A 17,700-nucleotide genomic window follows, 5' to 3' on the forward strand; every position below is an offset into this window, starting at 1 on the left:
CGATCCTTCCGAGAAAGGCCGCAGTCGTGGCAGAGATCCTGAAGCACGCCGTGCCCCGGGCCGAGGTGGCCGCCTCCCTCGACCAGGTGCGTGAGACGGTGACCGGTGTCATCGCGGACATCCGCGAGCGCGGTGACGCGGCCGTCCGCGAGTACTCCGAGAAGTTCGACAAGTGGAGCCCCGACTCCTTCCGGCTGAGCACGGAGGAGGTCGAGAAGATCGTCGCCTCGGTGCCCCGGCAGGTCATCGACGACATCACCTTCGTCCAGGAGCAGGTCCGCACCTTCGCCCGCCGCCAGCTCGCCTCGATGGGCGAGTTCGAGGTGGAGACGCTGCCGGGCGTGCGGCTCGGCCAGAAGCACATCCCCGTGCAGGCGGCCGGCGCCTACATCCCCGGCGGCCGCTACCCGCTGACCGCCTCCGCCCACATGACCATCGTCACCGCCAAGGTGGCCGGCGTGCCGCGTGTGGTCGCCTGCACCCCGCCGATCCACGGCGAGATCCCCGCCGCCACCGTCGCCGCCATGCACCTCGCGGGCGCCGACGAGATCTGGCTGCTCGGCGGCGTCCAGGCGGTCGCCGCGATGGCCGTGGGCACCGACACGATGGAGCCGGTCAACCTGATCGCGGGCCCCGGCAACGCCTACGTCGCCGAGGCCAAGCGCCAGCTGTTCGGCGAGATCGGCATCGACCTGTTCGCGGGACCGACCGAGATCCTGGTCCTCGCCGACGACCAGGCCGACCCGTTCGTGTGCGCGGTCGACCTGCTCTCCCAGGCCGAGCACGGCCCGGACTCCCCGGCCGTCCTGATCACCACCTCCCGCGAGGTCGCCGAGCGGACCCTCGCCGAGGTCGAGCGGATCCTGCCCTCCATGCCGACCCGCGACTACGCGGAGCCCGCCTGGCGCGACCACGGCCAGGTGCACGTCGTCGGCTCGATCGACGAACTGTACGAACTCGCCGACGCGTTCGCCTTCGAACACGTCGAGGTGCTGACCGCCGAACCGCGCCTCGCGCTGGAGCGGATGACCCAGTACGGCGCGCTGTTCCTCGGCGAGGGCACATGTGTGTCGTTCGGCGACAAGGTCATCGGCACCAACCATGTGCTGCCCACACGTGGTGCCGCCCGCTACACCGGCGGCCTGTGGGTGGGGAAGTACCTCAAGACGGTCACCTACCAGGAGGTCACCGACACCGCCTCGCAGGCCCTGCTCGGCCGGCTGTGCGGGCGCGCCTCCCGGGTCGAGCTGTTCGAGGGCCACGCCCGCTCGGGCGACGTACGCGCCGCGAAGGCCGCCGGCGACGCGCTGCCGTGGAACGAAGCGTGAGCCTGGACGGCCGCACGGCCCTGGTCACCGGCGGGGGAGGCCCGCTGGGCCGGGCCTTCGCGCTGGCGCTCGCCGACGCCGGGGCCCGGGTGATCCTGGTCGGCCGGAACGAGCAGGCCCTCACGGAGGCGGCGGCCAAGGTCGGCGAAGCGGCCCGCACGGCCGTGGGCGACGTCTCCGACCCCGGCTCCGTACGAGCGCTGGCCGCCGGACTCGCCGACGAGGACGTGTCGTTGCTCGTCAACAACGCCGGCGTCGCGGGACCGGTGCGGCCGCTCGTCGACATCGAACCCGACGAGTGGGACGACGTGTTCGCCGCCAACGTACGCGGCGTCTACCTCATGTGCCGGGCCTTCCTGCCGGCCATGCTCACCGCCGGCCGGGGCGACATCGTCAACGTCGCCTCCGTCAGCGGCAAACGCCCGCTGCTCAACCGCACGCCGTACACCGCCTCCAAGATGGCGCTGATCGGCCTCACCCGGACGCTGGCGGGCGAGGTGGGCCCGCACGGCGTCGCGGTCAACTCCCTCTCCCCGGGCCCGGTCCGGGGACCCCGCATGGACCGCAACTTCCGGCTCACCGCCGAACTCACCGGCTGCACCGTCGAGGAGGCGGAACGGGACTTCGCCTCCCGGGCCGCGCTCGGCCGGCTGGTGGAGGAGGACGAGGTGGCGCGGGCCCTGGTCGCCATGCTGGCGATGCCGGGACTGTGCGGGGCGGACATCGACCTGTCGGCGGGGATGATCGCCCCGGCGTAGGCACATGCTCGAGATCGGCGAGGTGGACGGCGCACAGGCCGTCCGCCTCGCCGTCGTGTGTGCCCGCCACCCAGGGCTGTGGCCACTCTGTGTGAGCGCCATGAACTCGGCGGCCCGATCCGAGGCATCGGGTTCCGGGATGCGTGTGTGCAATGCCTGTCCCGGGTTTCCCAGGGCTGATTCACTCCCACCTGCACACCTCAGGTGCTTTCGTCGCCCTGGTTTCGGCGGGCGACTCGTAACTCTGCGCGATGACGCACCCGCGCATTCCACCCGTGGAGAGGCCTGCAATGACGCTGACATCCCGACGCTCGTTCCTGATCGCCGGTTCCGCCACGGCAGCGGCCGTGCTCGTCCCGGTCGCCTCCGGCACCGCCACCGCCGCGCCGAAGGCGGCGGGCAGGACGATCTCCGTCGCCGCGGGGGAGACCTACGAACTCGCCGCCACCACCCGGGTGAGCCAGTTGACCGTCGGCGACGGCGGCAAGATCGTCGCCCCGGACGGATACGACATCAGCCTCACCGTCGACGGCGTGGAGACCGGCCAGCTGCTCACCGCGACCGGCGCCACCGGGACCCTCATCCAGGCCGGCACCTACCGCGGTGACGTCGTCCTCACCGTCGCCGAGTCCAACGACGTCACCTACCAGACCCTGACCTTCCCGTTCCGGCAGGCCCTCTACGTCGGTTCGGACGGGGTCGACTCCGCGAAGTCCGTGCTCTCCGCCGTCCGCGGCGGCAAGATCACCGACACCGCCGCCCGGAACGTGTCGATCGCCTCCACCGGCGAGTGCTTCAACGGCGTCTACGTCGAGAGCGGCAGCTACACCCTCCAGAGCCCGACCATCACCCTCGACGGCAACGGCCGCTCCGACTTCGCCGGGTACGGAGCGGCCGTGGTCGGCGACGGCTCCGCGACCAGGCTGGTCGTGGACGGCGCCCGGATCAGCAACAAGGGCGTGGTCCGCACCACCGTCATCGCCAACGGCGGCGCCAACGTCCTCGTCAAGGACTCCTTCCTGCGCGCCCGCAACGGCGTCCTGCCCGCCGACTACCAGGCCACCGTCGAGACCCCCTACATGGAGTCGGTGCCCTGGATGCTGGGCCTGGACGGCAACGTCCGCGCCACCAACCTGATCGGCGCGGGCAGCGTCGCCACCTACCTCAACTCGACCGTGTTCTCCGAGACCTGGGGCGCACTGTCGGTCGAGGGCGGCAGCGGCCTGAAGCTGACGGCCATCAACAGCCACGTCGGCAACACCGGCGACTACGGCTACGGCACCTACGCCATCGGCGACGCCACCGTCCGCGTCCTCGGCTCCCGCTTCGACGTCGGTTCCTACGCGACGATCATCGCCGGGCCGGCCGCCGTCGTGCACTACGGCGACAGCACCCGCGACGCCGTCGCGGCCCTCAACACCGAGCTGGAACTCGGTCTGTCCAACAGCGAGTTGCGGAGCATCCCGGAGCGCAGCACGGTGGTGAACTCCGGCCACTTCGGCTACATGTTCTTCGGCGCCGGCCAACTCACCCTGGACGGCGGCACCGTCATCAACTCCGAGCGGGCCACCTTCCTCAACAAGGGCCAGCAGACGACCATCTCGGTGGACGGCTCGCAGGGCGCCCGGCTCAACCCGCGCGACGGCGTCATCCTCCAGATGATCGAGCTGGACGACCCGGGCCCGGTCCCCGTCAACGGCAAGATGATGAACATCGGCGTCTACACCGAGCCCACCACCGACCCGGTGAAGAACTCCTCCTTCGACGTCACCGCCGTCCACTCCACCGACGGCGCCGCGACCTTCAGCTCCATCAAGGTGAAGGGCGACTTCTACAACGGCATGCGGGGCGGCAAGAACATGGTCCTCACCTTCGAGGGCTCCGGCGTCGAGGGCGTCATCTCGGCGACCAGGGCCAAGCACCGGGTGTCCTCGATCGACTCGTCCGCCTTCTACGAGCTGGGCATCGTCACCAACACCGCGCAGGCCGCCGTCAACAACGGCGTGGTCGTCAAGCTGAACAGCGGCTCGACCTGGACGGTCACCGGGACGTCGTACCTGACCAGCCTCACCCTCGCCGCCGACGCCGCCGTGCGGGCGCCGCGCGGCAGGTCCGTGAAGCTGACGGTCGACGGCACCGAGACGGCGATCACCGCGGGCTCCGCCTACACGGGCGCCCTCACGCTCACGGTGGCGTGACACCGCACGGCGCGGGCGCGGCCCCCGCCGGGCCGCACCCGCGCCGTCCGCTCCCGTAAGCTGACCGGATGTTCAGCCCCGAAGGCCCGAGCCTCCGTGAACTCACCGTCCAGGCGCTGTCCTCGGTCGAGCGCGGCTACGACCTGCTGGCCCCGAAGTTCGACCACACCCCCTTCCGGACACCCGACCCGGTCCTCGACGCGGTCGCGAAGGTGCTCACCCCGCTCGGCCCGTTCGAGGACGGCCTCGACCTGTGCTGCGGGACGGGAGCCGGTACCGCGGTGCTGGCCCAGGTGTGCCGGCACAGCGTCACCGGGGTCGACTTCAGCGCCGGCATGCTGGAGATCGCCCGCCGGCAGCCCCCGCCCGAGGGCCCGGACGTCACCTATGTGCGCGGTGACGCCCGGGCCCTGCCGTTCGGGCCCGGCTTCGACCTGGTCGTCAGCTTCGGGGCGTTCGGGCACTTCCTGCCCCGGGAGCTGCCCGGCCTCTTCGACCAGGTCCACGGGGTGCTGCGGCCGGGCGGCACCTTCGCCTTCCCGGTGCTGGCGCCGCCGCGGCCCACCAGCCCCGGGTTCTGGATGCTGCTGGGCTTCGACGCCGTGATGCGGGTCCGCAACGCCCTGTGGCGGCCGCCGTTCGTCATGTACTACCGGGCCTTCCGACTCGGCGGCGTACTGGACGAGTTGGCGCGGACCGGATTCGGCACGGAGCTGTACCCGCTGCCCGGGTTCGGGGAGCGCGACGACGGCAGCCCGCGCGCCCGGCTGGTCGTCGCCCGGCGCGGTCAGCCCGCGGCCGGCACCGTGAACTCGTAGACCAGCGCGTCCTGCTGGGCGTCCACCACCAGGTCGGTGATCTCCAGCGGGCGGGCGTACTGGTCGTGCACCCGGCGGGTCACCCGCACCGAGGACGCGTCCGCGACCTGGGTGATGGAGTCCCGGTGGTGCAGGGTGAGGCCCGCCTTGCGCATCCAGTCGTAGGCCCGGCGCAGCTGCGCGGCGGAACAGCCGTCGGCCCGGTCCCGGTACCGGCCCAGCTCCTCGACCTCGGACAGGGCCACCGTCGAGAAGGAGGTCACGGCGGTGCGCAGGGCGTGCCCGTCGGGGGAGGCCGACTCGTAGCGGTGCACCAGGGTCGGCCGGTGCGGGGCCAGCCCCAGCGCCGCCGCGTGCTCGGGCGAGGGCTCCTCCCAGGTCACCGTGGCCCGGTCGACGGCGCCGTGCTCCGTGGGCCCGGCGCCCACCGGGAAGGCCAGCGAGACCGGGTTCTCCACCGGCCGGCCGTGCAGCGTCGCGTGGCTGCCCCGTCGGTCCGTGGCCACCAGTCCGCTGTGCCGCAGCACCTCCAGCGCCTGCCGGACGGTCTCCCGGCTGACCCCGAAGTGCCGCGCCAACTGCCGTTCCGCCGGCAGCCGTTCCCCGGGCGGCAGGGTGCCGTCACGCAGTTCGCCGAGGAGTTGTGTCGCGATCCGCCAGTACAGGGGCTGCCCTTCGCTCTCGGAGTGATGGTGGGGGGTGGTGCGGGCCATGCCGCTCCTCCTGTGGGTGACAAGAAGTAGCCGTGCGGGTTCGTTCCGCGACCACATCTAGCATTGGTCTAAACCATCAGGGAAGAGCGGCCACCGGGTTCGGCCGAAACCGTGCGGACCTCACAGACTCGCGTAAACGGCGCTGACCAGGGCCGTCTTCCGCGGGTCGTCCGCGATCCGCGGCCCCATGCGGTTCATGACGTAGCCGAGGGAGACCCCCGCTTCCGGGTCGGCCAACCCGCAGGAGCCGCCGAACCCGTCGTGTCCGAAGGCCCGCGGGTTCGGCCCGTACGAGCCGTTCGGCCCGCTCAGCCAGAGTCCGAGCCCGATCTCGGTCTCGTGCTCGAAACCCGCCCCCAGCACCAGGTCACGGCAGCTGCCCTGGCCCTCCCGCACCCGCTCGGCCGCCTCCGGCGACAGCACCCGCAGGCCGCCGTACTCGCCCCGGCCGGCGAACACCCCGTACAGTGCCGCGACCGCCCTGGCGGTGCCGTGGCCGTTGGCCGCCGGGATCTCGGCCGCCCGCCACTCGGGGGTGTTCGCCGCGCCCGCGCCCACGCCCGGGTTGGCCAGGGCGGCGACGGCGGCCGGCGCCAACTGGCTGAAGATCGCGGCCTGTTCGCTGTCCGACACGACCCGGGGATGCGCCAGCTCCGCCGCCCGTCCGGACTCCTTCTCCGGCAGCCCGACCGTGAAGTCGACCCCCAGCGGCCCGGTGACCTCCCGCTCCAGGAACGCCCCCGGCAGCAGCCCCGACACCCGCCGTACCACCTCGCCGACCAGGAAGCCGAAGGTCAGCGCGTGGTACCCGGACCTGGTTCCCGGCTCCCACCACGGCTCCGTCGCCGCCAGCCGTGCGGTCGTCAGTTCCCAGTCGTACAGGTCCTGGAGCGAGTGCGGCTCACGCAGCCCGGACAGCCCGGCCCGGTGCGAGAGCAGGTGGCGGACCAGGACCCCGTCCTTCCCGGCCGCCGCGAACTCGGGCCAGTACTCCGCCACCGGCGCGTCGAGGTCGAGCAGCCCCCGGTCGGCCAGGATGTGCGCGCACAGCGCCACCGGGCCCTTGGTGGTGGACCACACGTTGACCACGGTGTCCCGCTGCCACGGCCGGCTGTGCGCCGGATCGGCCCAGCCGCCCCACAGGTCCACCACCGTCTCGCCGCCGACCGTCACCGCGACGGCGGCGCCCAGCTCCTCCCGGTCCCGGAAGTTCTCCTCGAACGCCTCCCGCACCGCCGCGAAACGCGGATCACAGTGGCCGTGGACCTCTGCCTGTGCGTGTGCCTGTGGCTGTCGCTGTGGCTCGTGCTCGGACATGCGGCCTCCGTCGTACGCCGGAAAACCCGGACCGCGACGCTGCGGTCCGGGCATCCCGAACATACCGACTGGTCGGACCGGGAGGAAGGCCGGAGCAGGATCAGAGCAGGAAGAGTCCCCCGGCCGGCTCCTGATGCCCATCGGCGGAGTGCCAGTAGTCGCGGGACTCCACCGCGAGGCCCCGCGCGTCGAAACGCACGAACACGCACCCCGCCAGCGTGGCCGCCGTACCCCCTTCCTCCGACCGCACCCGGAACTCCGCCGCCGCGACCCCGTCCGGGCCCACCAGCGGCGCCGAGAAACGGACGTCCGTCACCCGCTCCGCCTCGAACGACCAGCGCAGATAGGCGGCGAGTGCGTCCCGGCCCCGGTGCGGGGCGCGGAACGGCATCGAGCGGTGCACGCAGTTTTCGGCGTACAGGGCGAGCAGCGCGTCCACGTCGTGCGCGGCCCAGCCCCGCTCCCAGACCCGGACGAACCGCTCGGCGGCCTCCCGCGTGTCCAACTCCGCCGCCTCCTCAGACGTACGAGCGCAGCCAGCGCGCCTTCGCCGCCTCGTGGTACGGGCCGCCGCCCTCGTGGTCGTTGAAGTCGTACACCTCGATCGTCTTGTCCTCGTGCGCCCAGGAGTTGAAGGCCGCGTAGACCGTGGAGGGCGGACAGGTCTGGTCCTCCAGGGCCGCCGAGAACAGCGCCGGGGCCCGGCCGCGCGCCGCGAAGTGCACCCCGTCGAAGTACGAGAGGGTGCGCTGCACGTCCGCCGAGCGGCCGCGGTGGGTCTTGAGGAACAGGGCGATCTCCCGGTACGGGTGACGGTCCGTCAGGGTGACGGCGCGCGGGAAGTCGCACAGGAAGGGCACGTCCGGCGCGACCGCCACCAGGTCCGGGACCAGCCCGCCGACCGCGATGGTGATCCCGCCGCCCTGGCTGGCGCCGAGCGCCACGGTCCGCGTCGCGTCGGTCAGCGGGTGCGAGCGGGCCGCCTCCACCGCGCGGACGGCGTCCGTGAACACCCGGCGGTAGTAGTAGTTCTCGGGCGCGTCGATGCCCCGGGTCATGAACCCGGGGTACGCCGGCGCACCGCCCACCGGGTCCGCGGTGCCGCCCCCGCCGCCCCAGGCGCTGCCCTGGCCGCGGGTGTCCATCGTGAAGTGGGCCCGTCCCGTCGACGCCCAGAGCAGGTTCTCGTGCGCCAGCCCGCGCCCGCCGCCGTACCCGACGAACTCCACGACCAGCGGCAGCGGTTCGGTGGTGCCGGCCGGCAGCCGCAGCCAGCCCTTGACCGGGTGCCCGCCGAACCCGGCGAACGTCACGTCGTAGACGTCGACCGTGGACAGCCCGGCGTCGACCGGCTCGAAACGGGCGTCGAGATCGTGCTCGCGCGTTTCCTGGAGCGTCTTGGCCCAGAAGGCGTCGAAGTCGTTGGGTGCCACCGACGTACTGCGGTGTTCCCGGAGCTCGTCGAGGGGGAGGTCGAACAGGGCCATCAACAACCGCCTTGGAGAAGGGGAGGTGCGGATGATCACACCGTACGTGGATGGTCCGACGAATCGCCAGGCCTCCGTGGAGTCCGAAAGTTGCGACGGTCCTCTGCCGACGGCTGTGGATCTGCTGGTCAGGGGGCCGGACTGCCGGGCGCGGACGGCGGGCGGAAGGTTCTGGGGGTCCGGGCGGCCGCGGTGGGTGGTCGGGTCACCTCGGGTACCTCGGGTACCTCGGCCGTAGCGGTGGGCGTCGGGCCCGAGGGCCGGGCGTGGACGACGGGGGGCGACGGGTGCACACGACGGGGGTGGGCGACGGGCGTGGCGGCTCGGGCGGCGGCCGAAGCCGGCGGCCCGTCCGGTCTGTCCGGCCCGGGACGGACGGTGCCCGGCCCGGCCCGGGGCGGACGGCCCACTGCCCGGGGCGGACGGCCCACTGCGCACGCACGCGCGCGTGGTCCGTCGGGCACGGCGGCCTGCCAGGGGCGTCAGGCGCGGCCGCGGGTCCAGTCCGGTCCGGTGCGTGCCCACTCCTGCTCCCACTCGGCGAGCCGGTGGCGCAGCGCCACCCGGCGCACGATGCCGTGGCCGAGCAGCACCACGGCCGCCGCGCCGCTCGCCCCGCACAGGCCCACGGTGACCGTGTGCTGCCAGACGGCGATGTCGTCGGGCGGCGGTGCGACCCCGTGCCCCTGCCGGTCGAACCACACGTCCACCACGTCACCGGTCCGGGTCCCCGCCGGCACCCGGGCCAGCGCGGTCTTCGTCCCCTCGCCGGGCACGGTCCAGCGGACATTCGTCTGGTAGGCGTGCGCCCCGTCGCCGCCCTGCACCGACGGCAGCTGCTCCGGGGCGCCGCCGACGACCACGGCCCGCACCATGTGCCGCTCGGCCCGCTCCACGACCGCCACCGACAGCGCCTGCTCATGGGCCCAGAGCCCCGCCACCGCACCCACCAGGGGTGCTCCCACACACAGCAGGACCGCGACGGCCAGCGCGATCCACGCCTCGACCATGTCGGACTTGCGCCGTAGCGGGTTCTGCCGCCAGCGCCAGCCACGCACCCGGGTACGCATGTCGACCTCCTCGCCGCCACAAGAGCCGGAGGGCCGGACAGCCGGTCCGCAGCTCCCAGCGTGCCCCCGCTCGCATGCGAGCGTCCACACGGGACTGGTACCCCGTACGGAGTACCTGGTCCACCGCCCCTGGGCACGGATGCGGGACCGGCTGAAGCACGGGTTCCGGCGCGCGCCGCCCACCCGTCCCGGCGCCCCCGCGACCCACTGGCCGCACGCCCCAGGACCGCCCGGCCGGAGCCCCTGCGCCCGCACCCCTTCGCTGCCCGCCGTGGCCGTGGCCGCCCCTGTCCGGCCTGGCGCCAGTCGGCACAGCAAGCCGCGGCCCGGCGGCGCCCGCGGCGCCCGCGGCGCCCGCGGCACCCGCGTCGGCCGCCCCGGGGGCACCCGTCCCCGGGGGGCGTCGCTCAGCCGAAGCGCTCGATGCGGATCCGCTCCACCGGCTGTCCGGCCGCCACGAGCAGCCGCGAGGCATGCTCCGCGAACCCGTTGGAGCCGCACACATAGGCTTCCCACCCACCCTCGGGCTGCTCGGCCAGGAGCGGGGCCACATGTGCGGCGGACATACGTCCCACGGGGACACCCTGGGGTGCGGTGCGGGTGAACACGGTCGTGGTCTCCGGGCCCAGCTCCCGCGCGTAGATCAGCTCCTCGGGGGAGCGTGCCGACACCACCATGCGCAGCGGCACGTGCAGGGACCGGATCCGGTGGTGCCGGACCATCGACATCAGCGGTACGACCCCGGAACCGGCGCCGACCAGCAGCGCGGGCCGGTCGCCGGGCCAGGCGAAGAAGCCGCTCAGCGGGCCGCGCACCTCGACGGTGTCGCCGGGCCGGGCCACCGTGTGGAACCAGCCGGAGACCTCGCCGTCCGGGACGTGGTCCAGCGTCAGCTCGATGTGCCCGGAGTCGTCCGGCGGGGAGGCGAGGGAGTAGTGGCGCTGGGCGACGTAGCCGTCCGCGGCGGTCAGCCGCAGCATCAGGTGCTGGCCCGGCAGATGCCCCGCCCACTGCGGCACCGCGAAGCGGAAGGTCGCCGCGTGCGGGGTCTCGCGCCGGATCCCGGTGATCGTGGCCGTCTGCCACGCCGCCGCGGCCTGGCCGCCGACCTCGATGCGGCCGGGCACCGCGAACCGCGTCGGGGGAGCGAAGGCGGTCCCGGTGGTCGTCGTCTCAGTCACCGGCGTACCTCTGCTCCTCCCACGGGTTGCCCCGCGCGTGGTATCCGTTGCGTTCCCAGAAGCCGGGCTCGTCGTGGTCGAGGAGGGTGACGCCGGCGATCCACTTGGCGCTCTTCCAGAAATACAGGTGGGGCACCAGCAGCCGCGCCGGGCCGCCGTGTTCGGCGGGCAGCGGCTCGCCCTCGTACTCGAAGGCGATCCAGGCCCGCCCGCCGGTGAGGTCCGCGAGCGGCAGGTTGGCGGTGTAACCGGTGTGCGAGTAGGCGACGGCATGTGTGGCGGAACCATGTGGGCGCACCACATCGAAGAACGCATCCAGTGAGACGCCGCCGAACCGCACCCCGAACTTCGACCAGCTGGTCACGCAGTGGATGTCACCCTCGTAGGCCGACGCGGGCAGCGCCCGCGCCGCGTCCCAGTCCCAGGTGCGCGGCTCGGCCACCAGACCGTCGACGCGGAACGACCAGTCGGCGGGCGCCAGTTCGGGGGTCACCTCGGCGGACAGCACCGGCCAGTCCTCACCCGAGTCGTACTGGCCGGGCGGCAGACCGGCGTTGTGGACGCGGCGGCGGCCGGCGAAGCCTCGGGTGACGTTCATGGTTCAACCGTACGACGTCCGATCGGGTGCTCCCGCCCAGGTCAGCCACCCGATCATTGCGGCCGTGTGAACGATGCGCGAGTACGGGAATAGCTGCCGCGTGGTGGTCCTTGCCGCTGATTGCCGCCGCCGGGGGCACCGGTGGCAGCACCAGAGAGCGAGGAATCACGATGCCCAAGGCGTACGTCTACACCAGGCACGGCGGGCCCGAGACCGAGGCCTTCGCCGAGGTGGCCCGGCCCGTTCCCGGTCCCGGTCAGCTGCTGATCGCGGTCCGCGCGGCGGGGGTCAACCCCGTCGACTGGAAACTGCGGGGCGGCTTCCGCCGCCCGGGCGAGGGGGAGGCGCACTTCCCGGTCGTCCTCGGCAGCGAGGCCGCCGGTGTGGTCGAGGAGATCGGCGAGGGTGTCACCGGCTTCGCGGCCGGCGACGAGGTCTTCGGCAACACGCCCGGGGGCGCGTTCGCCGAGTACGCCCTGCTGACGGTGTCCGTGACGGCGCACAAGCCCGCCGCGCTGTCCTTCACCGACGCCGCCACCCTGCCGGTCGCCGCGGCCACCGCCTACGACGGCGTACGCCAGCTCGACCTGCCCGAGGGCGCCACCCTCCTGGTCACCGGTGCGGGCGGCGGGGTCGGTGCGGCGGCCCTGCAGATCGCCCACGCCTGGGGCCTGCGGGTGGTCGGCGTGGCCGGCGAGGCCAAGAAGGACTTCGTCGAGTCGCTGGGCGCCGTGCACGTGCCCTCCGGCCAGGGGCTGGCCGACCGGGTGCGGGCCGCCGCGCCCGAGGGTGTGGACGGCGTCTACGACCTGGTCGGCGGCGAGGTGCTCACCGAGGCCGCCGGACTGCTCGCCGACCGCACCAAGCTGATCACCGCGGGCGCCGCGCCGGAGACCGTCGCCGCGCTGGGCGGGGCCCGGGTGGACCGCGCCCGCACCGCCGCGGTCCTGGAAGAGGTGGCCGAGCTGGTGGTGGCAGGTGAACTCGACCCGCACGTCTCGCGGACCTTCCCGCTGGACAAGGCCGACGAGGCGCTGCGGGCCATCGAGGACGGGCACGCCCTGGGCAAGATCGTGATCGAGGTCGCCGGATGAGCGTCCCGCACCCCCGCGAGGGCGCTCCGCACGTCCTGGACAACCCCGCCCGCGCCTCGCTCACCGGCCCGCACGCCCTCTTCGCCGAGCGGCGCGGGCGGATCCTGCGCTACCCCGTAGACGTCTCCCCGTGGCTGGCGCTGCCCGACGATCCCGGCGCCGACGACTGGGCCGACCTCGCGGCCCTGGCCGGTCCCGGCGCGGAGGTGCCGCTGCCGGGCTACCGCGGTGAGCTCCCGGAGGGCTGGGAGCTCACGATGGACATCGCGGGCGTACAGCTGGTGGACGAGGGCATGGAGGCCGTCCCGGAGCCGGCCGCGGTCCGGCTCGGACCGGCCGACGTGCCCGAGATCCTCGACCTGGTCGAGCGCACCCGCCCCGGTCCCTTCCTGCCGCGCACCATCGAGCTCGGCAGCTACCTGGGCATCCGTCGCGACGGCAGGCTGATCGCGATGGCGGGGGAGCGGCTGCACCCGCCGGGCTGGACCGAGATCAGCGCGGTCTGCACCGACCCGGCCCACCGCGGTGAGGGCCTCGCGACCCGCCTCATCCGCGCCGTCGCGTACGGCATCCGGGAACGCGGCGAGACGCCCTTCCTGCACACCGGCGCGGAGAACACCACCGCGATCCGGCTGTACGAGTCGCTCGGCTTCCGCCTGCGCCGCCGTACGGCCTTCGTCGCGGCCAGGGTGCCGGAGCGGCTCGGTCAGTCGTCGGCGGAGCCCGCCGGGGTCCCGGCGTTGTAGCGCTCCAGGTATCCGGCGAACCTGACCAGGTCCGCCTCCGGCCAGTCCGCGAGCCGCTCCTGGAAGGCGGCCCGGCGGCTCCGCGTGACCTGGGCCAGGATCTCCTCGCCCGCCTCCGTCAGATGCAGCACCTGGACCCGGTGGTCCTCCGGGTCCAGGCGCCGCTCGACCAGCCCCGCCCGCTCCAGCGCCGCCACCTGCCGGCTGACCGTCGACTTGTCCAGCGCGTAGTGCGCGGCCAGGTCGGTGGCCCGGCAGCCGCCGCGCTCCTCCAGGTGCCCGAGCAGCGTGTACGACACCAGCGACAGCTCGGGGTGCATGCGCCCGGCCGACGCCCGGGCCCGGCGCGCGAACGTCGTCATCTCGCGCTGGATGGTCTCGACTGCCGTCTCCGCCGTGGTCACGGGAATACCTCCTCCGAGGATCTAGTTGTATAGTACAACTTGACAGTGAGTTGTATAAGCCAACCAGTTTGGCCCGTAGGTTCTGGAGGTCGTACGCGATGAGGTCACCGGCACTGCGCCATGTGCTCACGCACCTGATCACCCCGCTGCTGATGTGCCTGGGGATGGGGCTCGCCTACATGGGAGCGTTCGTCCACCCGGAGCCGAACCACATGCCGGTGGCCGTGGTCGGCGCCGGACCGGAAGCGAAGGTGTTGGCGCAGACCATCAAGGACACCGCCGGCGACAAGCTCGACGTCCGTACCGTCCCGACCCGCGCCGCGGCTGTCGACCTGCTCAGGTCCCGCACCGTGACCGGCGCCTACGTGCCGAGCGCCAGGACTCCGGAGCTGATCGTCGCCAGCGCCGCCTCCGACACGGGCGCCACGGCCGTCGAGAAGGTCTTCACCCCCATCGCCGCGAAGGACGGCGCCGCTCTCAAGGTCACCGACGTGGCCAAGCCGGTCGCCGACGATCCCACGGGACAGGGCCTCTTCTTCCTGCTCATCGCCGTGAGCATCGGCTCCTACGCCTCCGTGGCCGCCCTCGGCGCGGCCGGTGCCGCGCTCCCCATGCGGGTCCGTGCCCTGCTCGCGCTCGGCGTCTCCGCCGTCGTCGGCGGCATCGGCGCGTTCCTCGCCGGACCGGTGTTCCACCTCGCCCACCACGACCTGGCCGGGGTCTGGGGCATGGCCTGGCTCTACTCCGCCGGCATCCTCCTCGTCGGCGTCGGCCTGCACACCTTCCTCAAGCGGTGGACCACGCTCACCATGATGGTGCTCTTCGTGATGCTCAACTTCACCAGCTCCGGCGGGTTGTTCCGGCCCGAGCTGGAGAACGGCTTCTTCGGCACCCTGCACGCCTTCTGGAACGGCGCCGGCTTCGTCGAGGGCATCCGCAGCCTGCTGTACTTCGGCAGCGACGGCCTGAGCCGCAACGTGTGGACCCTCGCGGTCTGGCTGCTGGCCGGCCTCGCGGTCACCGCCGTCGCCGCGGCCCACGAGCGTGCCAAGGCGGCACCGGCCGCCGCCGTGGTCGTACCGGAGTCCCCTGCCGGTCTGGTCGAGGAGGCCGCGGAAGCCGAGGAGGAGGCCGAGGAGACGGTCGGCGTCTGACCGCCCGCCTGTCCTCCCGGCTGCCTGTCTTCCCGGCTGCCTGGCTCCCGGCCTCCCCGGCTGCCTGTCTCCCCGGCCGCCCGTCGGACCGCCTGCGTGGCGGTCCGGCGGGCGGTAAACCGTCTGACCGGCGCACAGCCGTCCGGCTAGGCTCCCCGGTGATGACCTCACTCTCCGAAACCACCGCCTCCGCCGTCGTCTCCGCGCTGCGCGCGGCCGGCTGCGTCTTCGCCGAGGACGAGGCGGAACTGATCCTCGCCACCGCCCGCACCCCCGACGAGCTGGCCGCCATGGTGGACCGGCGCGCCGCCGGTCAGCCCCTCGAACACGTCGTCGGCTGGGCGGAGTTCCACGGGCTGCGCGTCCTCGTGGAACCCGGCGTGTTCGTGCCCCGCCGCCGGACCGAGTTCCTGGTCGACCAGGCCCTGGCCCAGGCCCCCGGCGCGTCCGTCGTCGTGGACCTGTGCTGCGGCTCCGGCGCGGTCGGCGCGGCTCTCGCCGCGGCCCTCGGCGACGTCGAGCTGCACGCCGCGGACATCGACCCGGCCGCCGTCGGCTGCGCCCGCGGCAACATCGCCCCCTACGGCGGCCGCGCCCACGTCGGCGACCTGTTCGACGCCCTGCCCGCCGCCCTGCGCGGCCGTATCGGCATCCTCGCCGCCAACGTGCCCTACGTCCCCAGCGACGAGGTCGGGCTGCTGCCCGCCGAGGCCCGCGAACACGAGCCGCTGGTCGCCCTGGACGGCGGCGGCGACGGACTCGACGTGCTGCGCAGGGTCGCCGCCGGGGCCCGCGAGTGGCTCGCGCCCGGCGGCTGCGTCCTGGTCGAGACGAGTGAACGCCAGGCCGAGGACGCCGTCGAGACCTTCCGCCGCGCCGGACTGGCCACCCGGCTGGAGGACTCGGAGGAGCTGTACGCGAACGTCGTGATCGGGGTGCGGGACTGAGACAGGCCGCCCGACCGCGCGCGACGGCAGCGCCGCCGATGCCGTCGCCGACTCCCAGGGCGGGAACCGGCCCGTCGGTATCGGCGTGGAGCGCCTGACCGCGGCCTGATCAGGCGATGTGCTCCCGCGCCGTCCGCAGGATCGTCTCGGACAGCGCGGGATCGGCCTCCGCCACGGCCCGCGCCAGCGTGAGGGCGCCGATCATCGTGGACAGTGCGGCGAAGTCCGGCGCGGAGCTCTGCTCGTGCCCCGGCGCGTCCAGGTTCCTGAGGCGGGTCAGGGCCTCGGCCATGCCGGTGACACCGGACGCGAAGACCCGCCGGATCTCGACGGGGCTCCGGCCGGCGGCACGCGCCTCGGGCAGGAGTGGAAGGACAAGCTGGCCGGCGGCTTCACCCACTCGGCTTCCCAGAACGGGGACAAGCTGTTCTCGCTGCAGCAACTGGCCGTCTTCGCGGCGCAGATGAACATGCAGTGGATCTCGGTCGGTGACGCGGCCGGCAACAACTGGACCGGCGGCACCGTCCATGACGTCAACCGGCTGGGCTCCTGGCTCGGCGTGATGGGCCAGACCAACGTGGACGAGGGCCCCGACGAGGTCGGCGCGCACGGCGACATGGTCACCGCCGAACGCTACGGCGCCCGGGTGGCCGAGCTCACCGCCCGCTGGGTGCACGGACGGGCGTACGAGATCCGGCGCAACACGCTGGAGGACTTCCGGGAGATCTCGGCGCGCAGCGCGGCCGAGGCGAAGGCACGGACCTGAGCGGAGGACAGCCGATGTATCTGTATGTGACCGGAACGATCACCGATCCGGGCGGACTGGCCCCGCACGCGGAGGGCGAGGCCCGGGTGCTGCGGGAGCTGAAGGCGGACGGCGTCGTGCTCTCGGCGTTCCGCCGCAACGACCGGCCGGGCGCGTTCCTCATCGTGGAGGCCGACAGCCTGCGGGACGCGCAGGACCGGCTGGGCCGGCTTCCCTACGCGGCCAACAACCTGCTGACGTTCGAGTACGTCGAGGTCAGCCGGCTCTGAGACGCGCCGTCGCCGGCTCCGGAAGGCTCAGTTCCGGAGCCGGTCGGCCGACGCGCGCCGGCCACAGGAACCCTTCAGGGCACGGCGCTAGGTGGTGGCCCCGCTCCCCGAAGGGCTCGGCGACGGCGAGCGGTCACCGGGGCGCTGCCACGGGCCGCCGCGGTCGTGCATGCCGCCGCGGCCCATGCCCATGAAGTCGCCCGAGAACGCGCCGGACGCGGTCTGCTTGCCGTCGTCGCCGCGGGTGCCGATCAGGAAGGCCGTCGCGTCCTTCTTCAGCGTGTCGGAGTCGCCCCGCACCTTGACGTCGGAGCCCACGGTCCACGTCCACGACGTGCCGTCGTCGCTCTTCACCGTGACCTGGTCGCCGTCCACCTTCTCGACCGTGCCCCGCTGCCAGACCCGCACCACGTACTTGCCGGTGTCCGGGTCCTTGACGGTCGCCTCGCCGTGCACGCCCATGCCGCTCATCCCGAACCAGCCGTGGCCGGGGCCGCGGCCGTCCGGCGCGGAGGGCGCCGACGGCGCACCGGAGGCGGCCGGGGACGCGGCGGTGCCGCTGCCGCCTGAGCCGGCGGCGAACGCCACCGTGCCGCCCAGGGCGAGCGCCCCGGCGACGAAGGCCACGGTCACGGCGCGGACGCGGAAGGACTGGCGGCGCCACCGGTCGCGCAGCGGCGCGCCCGGCTCGCGGTCCGGCCCCGGTCCCGAGAGGACCTCCGACGCAGCTTCCCAGCCGGGCGCGGCGGCCTGCGGGGGACGGTCGGGCATCGGCGGGATCGACGGCTCGGTTCCGTCGACGTCACGGCGGTGTTCCTGCTCCGGTTCGTGCGTCACGGCTCGCTCCCATCG

19 protein-coding genes are annotated in these 17,700 nt (G+C 73.4%); 10 read left to right on the forward strand and 9 right to left on the reverse strand.

Annotation, left to right across the window (positions count from 1 at the left end; translation table 11 throughout):
- Positions 1-26 precede the first annotated feature (26 nt).
- From hisD to ACGF5O_RS35335, 4 genes are all read left to right on the forward strand, one after another.
- On the forward strand, positions 27-1,328 hold the full coding sequence (gene hisD, locus ACGF5O_RS35320; protein ID WP_393813976.1) for a histidinol dehydrogenase: 1,302 nt from the start codon (positions 27-29) through the stop codon (positions 1,326-1,328).
- On the forward strand, positions 1,325-2,086 hold the full coding sequence (locus ACGF5O_RS35325) for an SDR family NAD(P)-dependent oxidoreductase (RefSeq protein WP_393813977.1): 762 nt from the start codon (positions 1,325-1,327) through the stop codon (positions 2,084-2,086). The genes hisD and ACGF5O_RS35325 overlap by 4 nt, the downstream gene beginning before the upstream one ends.
- A 290-nt stretch (positions 2,087-2,376) precedes the next feature.
- Entirely contained in the window at positions 2,377-4,284 is a 1,908-nt protein-coding gene (locus ACGF5O_RS35330; RefSeq protein WP_393813978.1) for a hypothetical protein, read from the forward strand.
- A 68-nt stretch (positions 4,285-4,352) separates the two neighbouring features.
- The gene (locus tag ACGF5O_RS35335) at positions 4,353-5,102 is read left to right on the forward strand and encodes a class I SAM-dependent methyltransferase (RefSeq protein WP_393813979.1); all 750 of its coding nucleotides are present in this window, start codon (positions 4,353-4,355) and stop codon (positions 5,100-5,102) included.
- On the opposite strand, the gene ACGF5O_RS35340 is transcribed toward ACGF5O_RS35335, so the two are convergent.
- The 7 genes from ACGF5O_RS35340 to ACGF5O_RS35370 form a co-directional block, all read right to left on the reverse strand.
- The gene (locus ACGF5O_RS35340) at positions 5,072-5,815 is read right to left on the reverse strand and encodes a GntR family transcriptional regulator (RefSeq protein WP_393813980.1); all 744 of its coding nucleotides are present in this window, start codon (positions 5,813-5,815) and stop codon (positions 5,072-5,074) included. The two genes, ACGF5O_RS35335 and ACGF5O_RS35340, sit on opposite strands and share 31 nt — an antisense overlap.
- A 120-nt stretch (positions 5,816-5,935) precedes the next feature.
- Positions 5,936-7,132, reverse strand: a complete 1,197-nt coding sequence (locus ACGF5O_RS35345) for a serine hydrolase domain-containing protein (RefSeq protein ID WP_393813981.1) — start codon at positions 7,130-7,132, stop codon at positions 5,936-5,938.
- Positions 7,133-7,232: 100 nt separating this feature from the next.
- Entirely contained in the window at positions 7,233-7,637 is a 405-nt protein-coding gene (locus ACGF5O_RS35350; RefSeq protein ID WP_393813982.1) for a nuclear transport factor 2 family protein, read from the reverse strand.
- A gap of 13 nt (positions 7,638-7,650) precedes the next feature.
- Complete coding sequence (locus ACGF5O_RS35355; protein ID WP_393813983.1) at positions 7,651-8,619, reverse strand: acetylxylan esterase; 969 nt, start codon at positions 8,617-8,619, stop codon at positions 7,651-7,653.
- 482 nt (positions 8,620-9,101) lie between these two features.
- Positions 9,102-9,689 (reverse strand): hypothetical protein, encoded by a 588-nt coding sequence (locus ACGF5O_RS35360; RefSeq protein ID WP_393813984.1) that lies wholly within the window; start codon positions 9,687-9,689, stop codon positions 9,102-9,104.
- 407 nt (positions 9,690-10,096) lie between these two features.
- The gene (locus ACGF5O_RS35365) at positions 10,097-10,870 is read right to left on the reverse strand and encodes a ferredoxin reductase (RefSeq protein ID WP_393813985.1); all 774 of its coding nucleotides are present in this window, start codon (positions 10,868-10,870) and stop codon (positions 10,097-10,099) included.
- Positions 10,863-11,468, reverse strand: a complete 606-nt coding sequence (locus ACGF5O_RS35370) for a sulfite oxidase-like oxidoreductase (RefSeq protein WP_393813986.1) — start codon at positions 11,466-11,468, stop codon at positions 10,863-10,865. The genes ACGF5O_RS35365 and ACGF5O_RS35370 overlap by 8 nt, the downstream gene beginning before the upstream one ends.
- Positions 11,469-11,638: 170 nt before the next feature.
- Between ACGF5O_RS35370 and ACGF5O_RS35375 the strand changes: the two genes are divergently transcribed.
- Together ACGF5O_RS35375 and ACGF5O_RS35380 are read left to right on the forward strand one after the other, a co-directional pair.
- Complete coding sequence (locus ACGF5O_RS35375; RefSeq protein WP_393813987.1) at positions 11,639-12,562, forward strand: NADP-dependent oxidoreductase; 924 nt, start codon at positions 11,639-11,641, stop codon at positions 12,560-12,562.
- Positions 12,559-13,308 (forward strand): GNAT family N-acetyltransferase, encoded by a 750-nt coding sequence (locus ACGF5O_RS35380; protein ID WP_393813988.1) that lies wholly within the window; start codon positions 12,559-12,561, stop codon positions 13,306-13,308. The genes ACGF5O_RS35375 and ACGF5O_RS35380 overlap by 4 nt, the downstream gene beginning before the upstream one ends.
- Here ACGF5O_RS35380 and ACGF5O_RS35385 read toward each other — a convergent pair.
- Positions 13,269-13,712 carry a MarR family winged helix-turn-helix transcriptional regulator gene (locus ACGF5O_RS35385; protein ID WP_393813989.1) on the reverse strand — a complete coding sequence of 148 codons (444 nt, stop codon included), beginning with the start codon at positions 13,710-13,712 and terminating at the stop codon, positions 13,269-13,271. The genes ACGF5O_RS35380 and ACGF5O_RS35385 overlap by 40 nt on opposite strands.
- Positions 13,713-13,810: 98 nt before the next feature.
- On the opposite strand from ACGF5O_RS35385, the gene ACGF5O_RS35390 reads away from it, so the two are divergent.
- The 4 genes from ACGF5O_RS35390 (at position 13,811) to ACGF5O_RS35405 (ending at position 16,848) form a co-directional block, all read left to right on the forward strand.
- A complete protein-coding gene (locus tag ACGF5O_RS35390) occupies positions 13,811-14,866 on the forward strand; it encodes a hypothetical protein (protein ID WP_393813990.1) in 1,056 nt (351 codons plus the stop codon).
- 161 nt (positions 14,867-15,027) lie between these two features.
- A complete protein-coding gene (locus ACGF5O_RS35395; protein ID WP_393813991.1) occupies positions 15,028-15,813 on the forward strand; it encodes a putative protein N(5)-glutamine methyltransferase in 786 nt (261 codons plus the stop codon).
- A 244-nt stretch (positions 15,814-16,057) separates the two neighbouring features.
- Complete coding sequence (locus tag ACGF5O_RS35400; RefSeq protein ID WP_393813992.1) at positions 16,058-16,579, forward strand: hypothetical protein; 522 nt, start codon at positions 16,058-16,060, stop codon at positions 16,577-16,579.
- 14 nt (positions 16,580-16,593) lie between these two features.
- A complete protein-coding gene (locus tag ACGF5O_RS35405; RefSeq protein WP_393813993.1) occupies positions 16,594-16,848 on the forward strand; it encodes a hypothetical protein in 255 nt (84 codons plus the stop codon).
- A gap of 87 nt (positions 16,849-16,935) precedes the next feature.
- On the opposite strand, the gene ACGF5O_RS35410 is transcribed toward ACGF5O_RS35405, so the two are convergent.
- The gene (locus tag ACGF5O_RS35410) at positions 16,936-17,685 is read right to left on the reverse strand and encodes a hypothetical protein (protein WP_393813994.1); all 750 of its coding nucleotides are present in this window, start codon (positions 17,683-17,685) and stop codon (positions 16,936-16,938) included.
- Positions 17,686-17,700: the final 15 nt, after the last annotated feature.

Origin of the sequence: Streptomyces sp. NPDC048291 (genome assembly GCF_043201715.1) — a bacterium.
Lineage (GTDB): Bacteria > Actinomycetota > Actinomycetes > Streptomycetales > Streptomycetaceae > Streptomyces.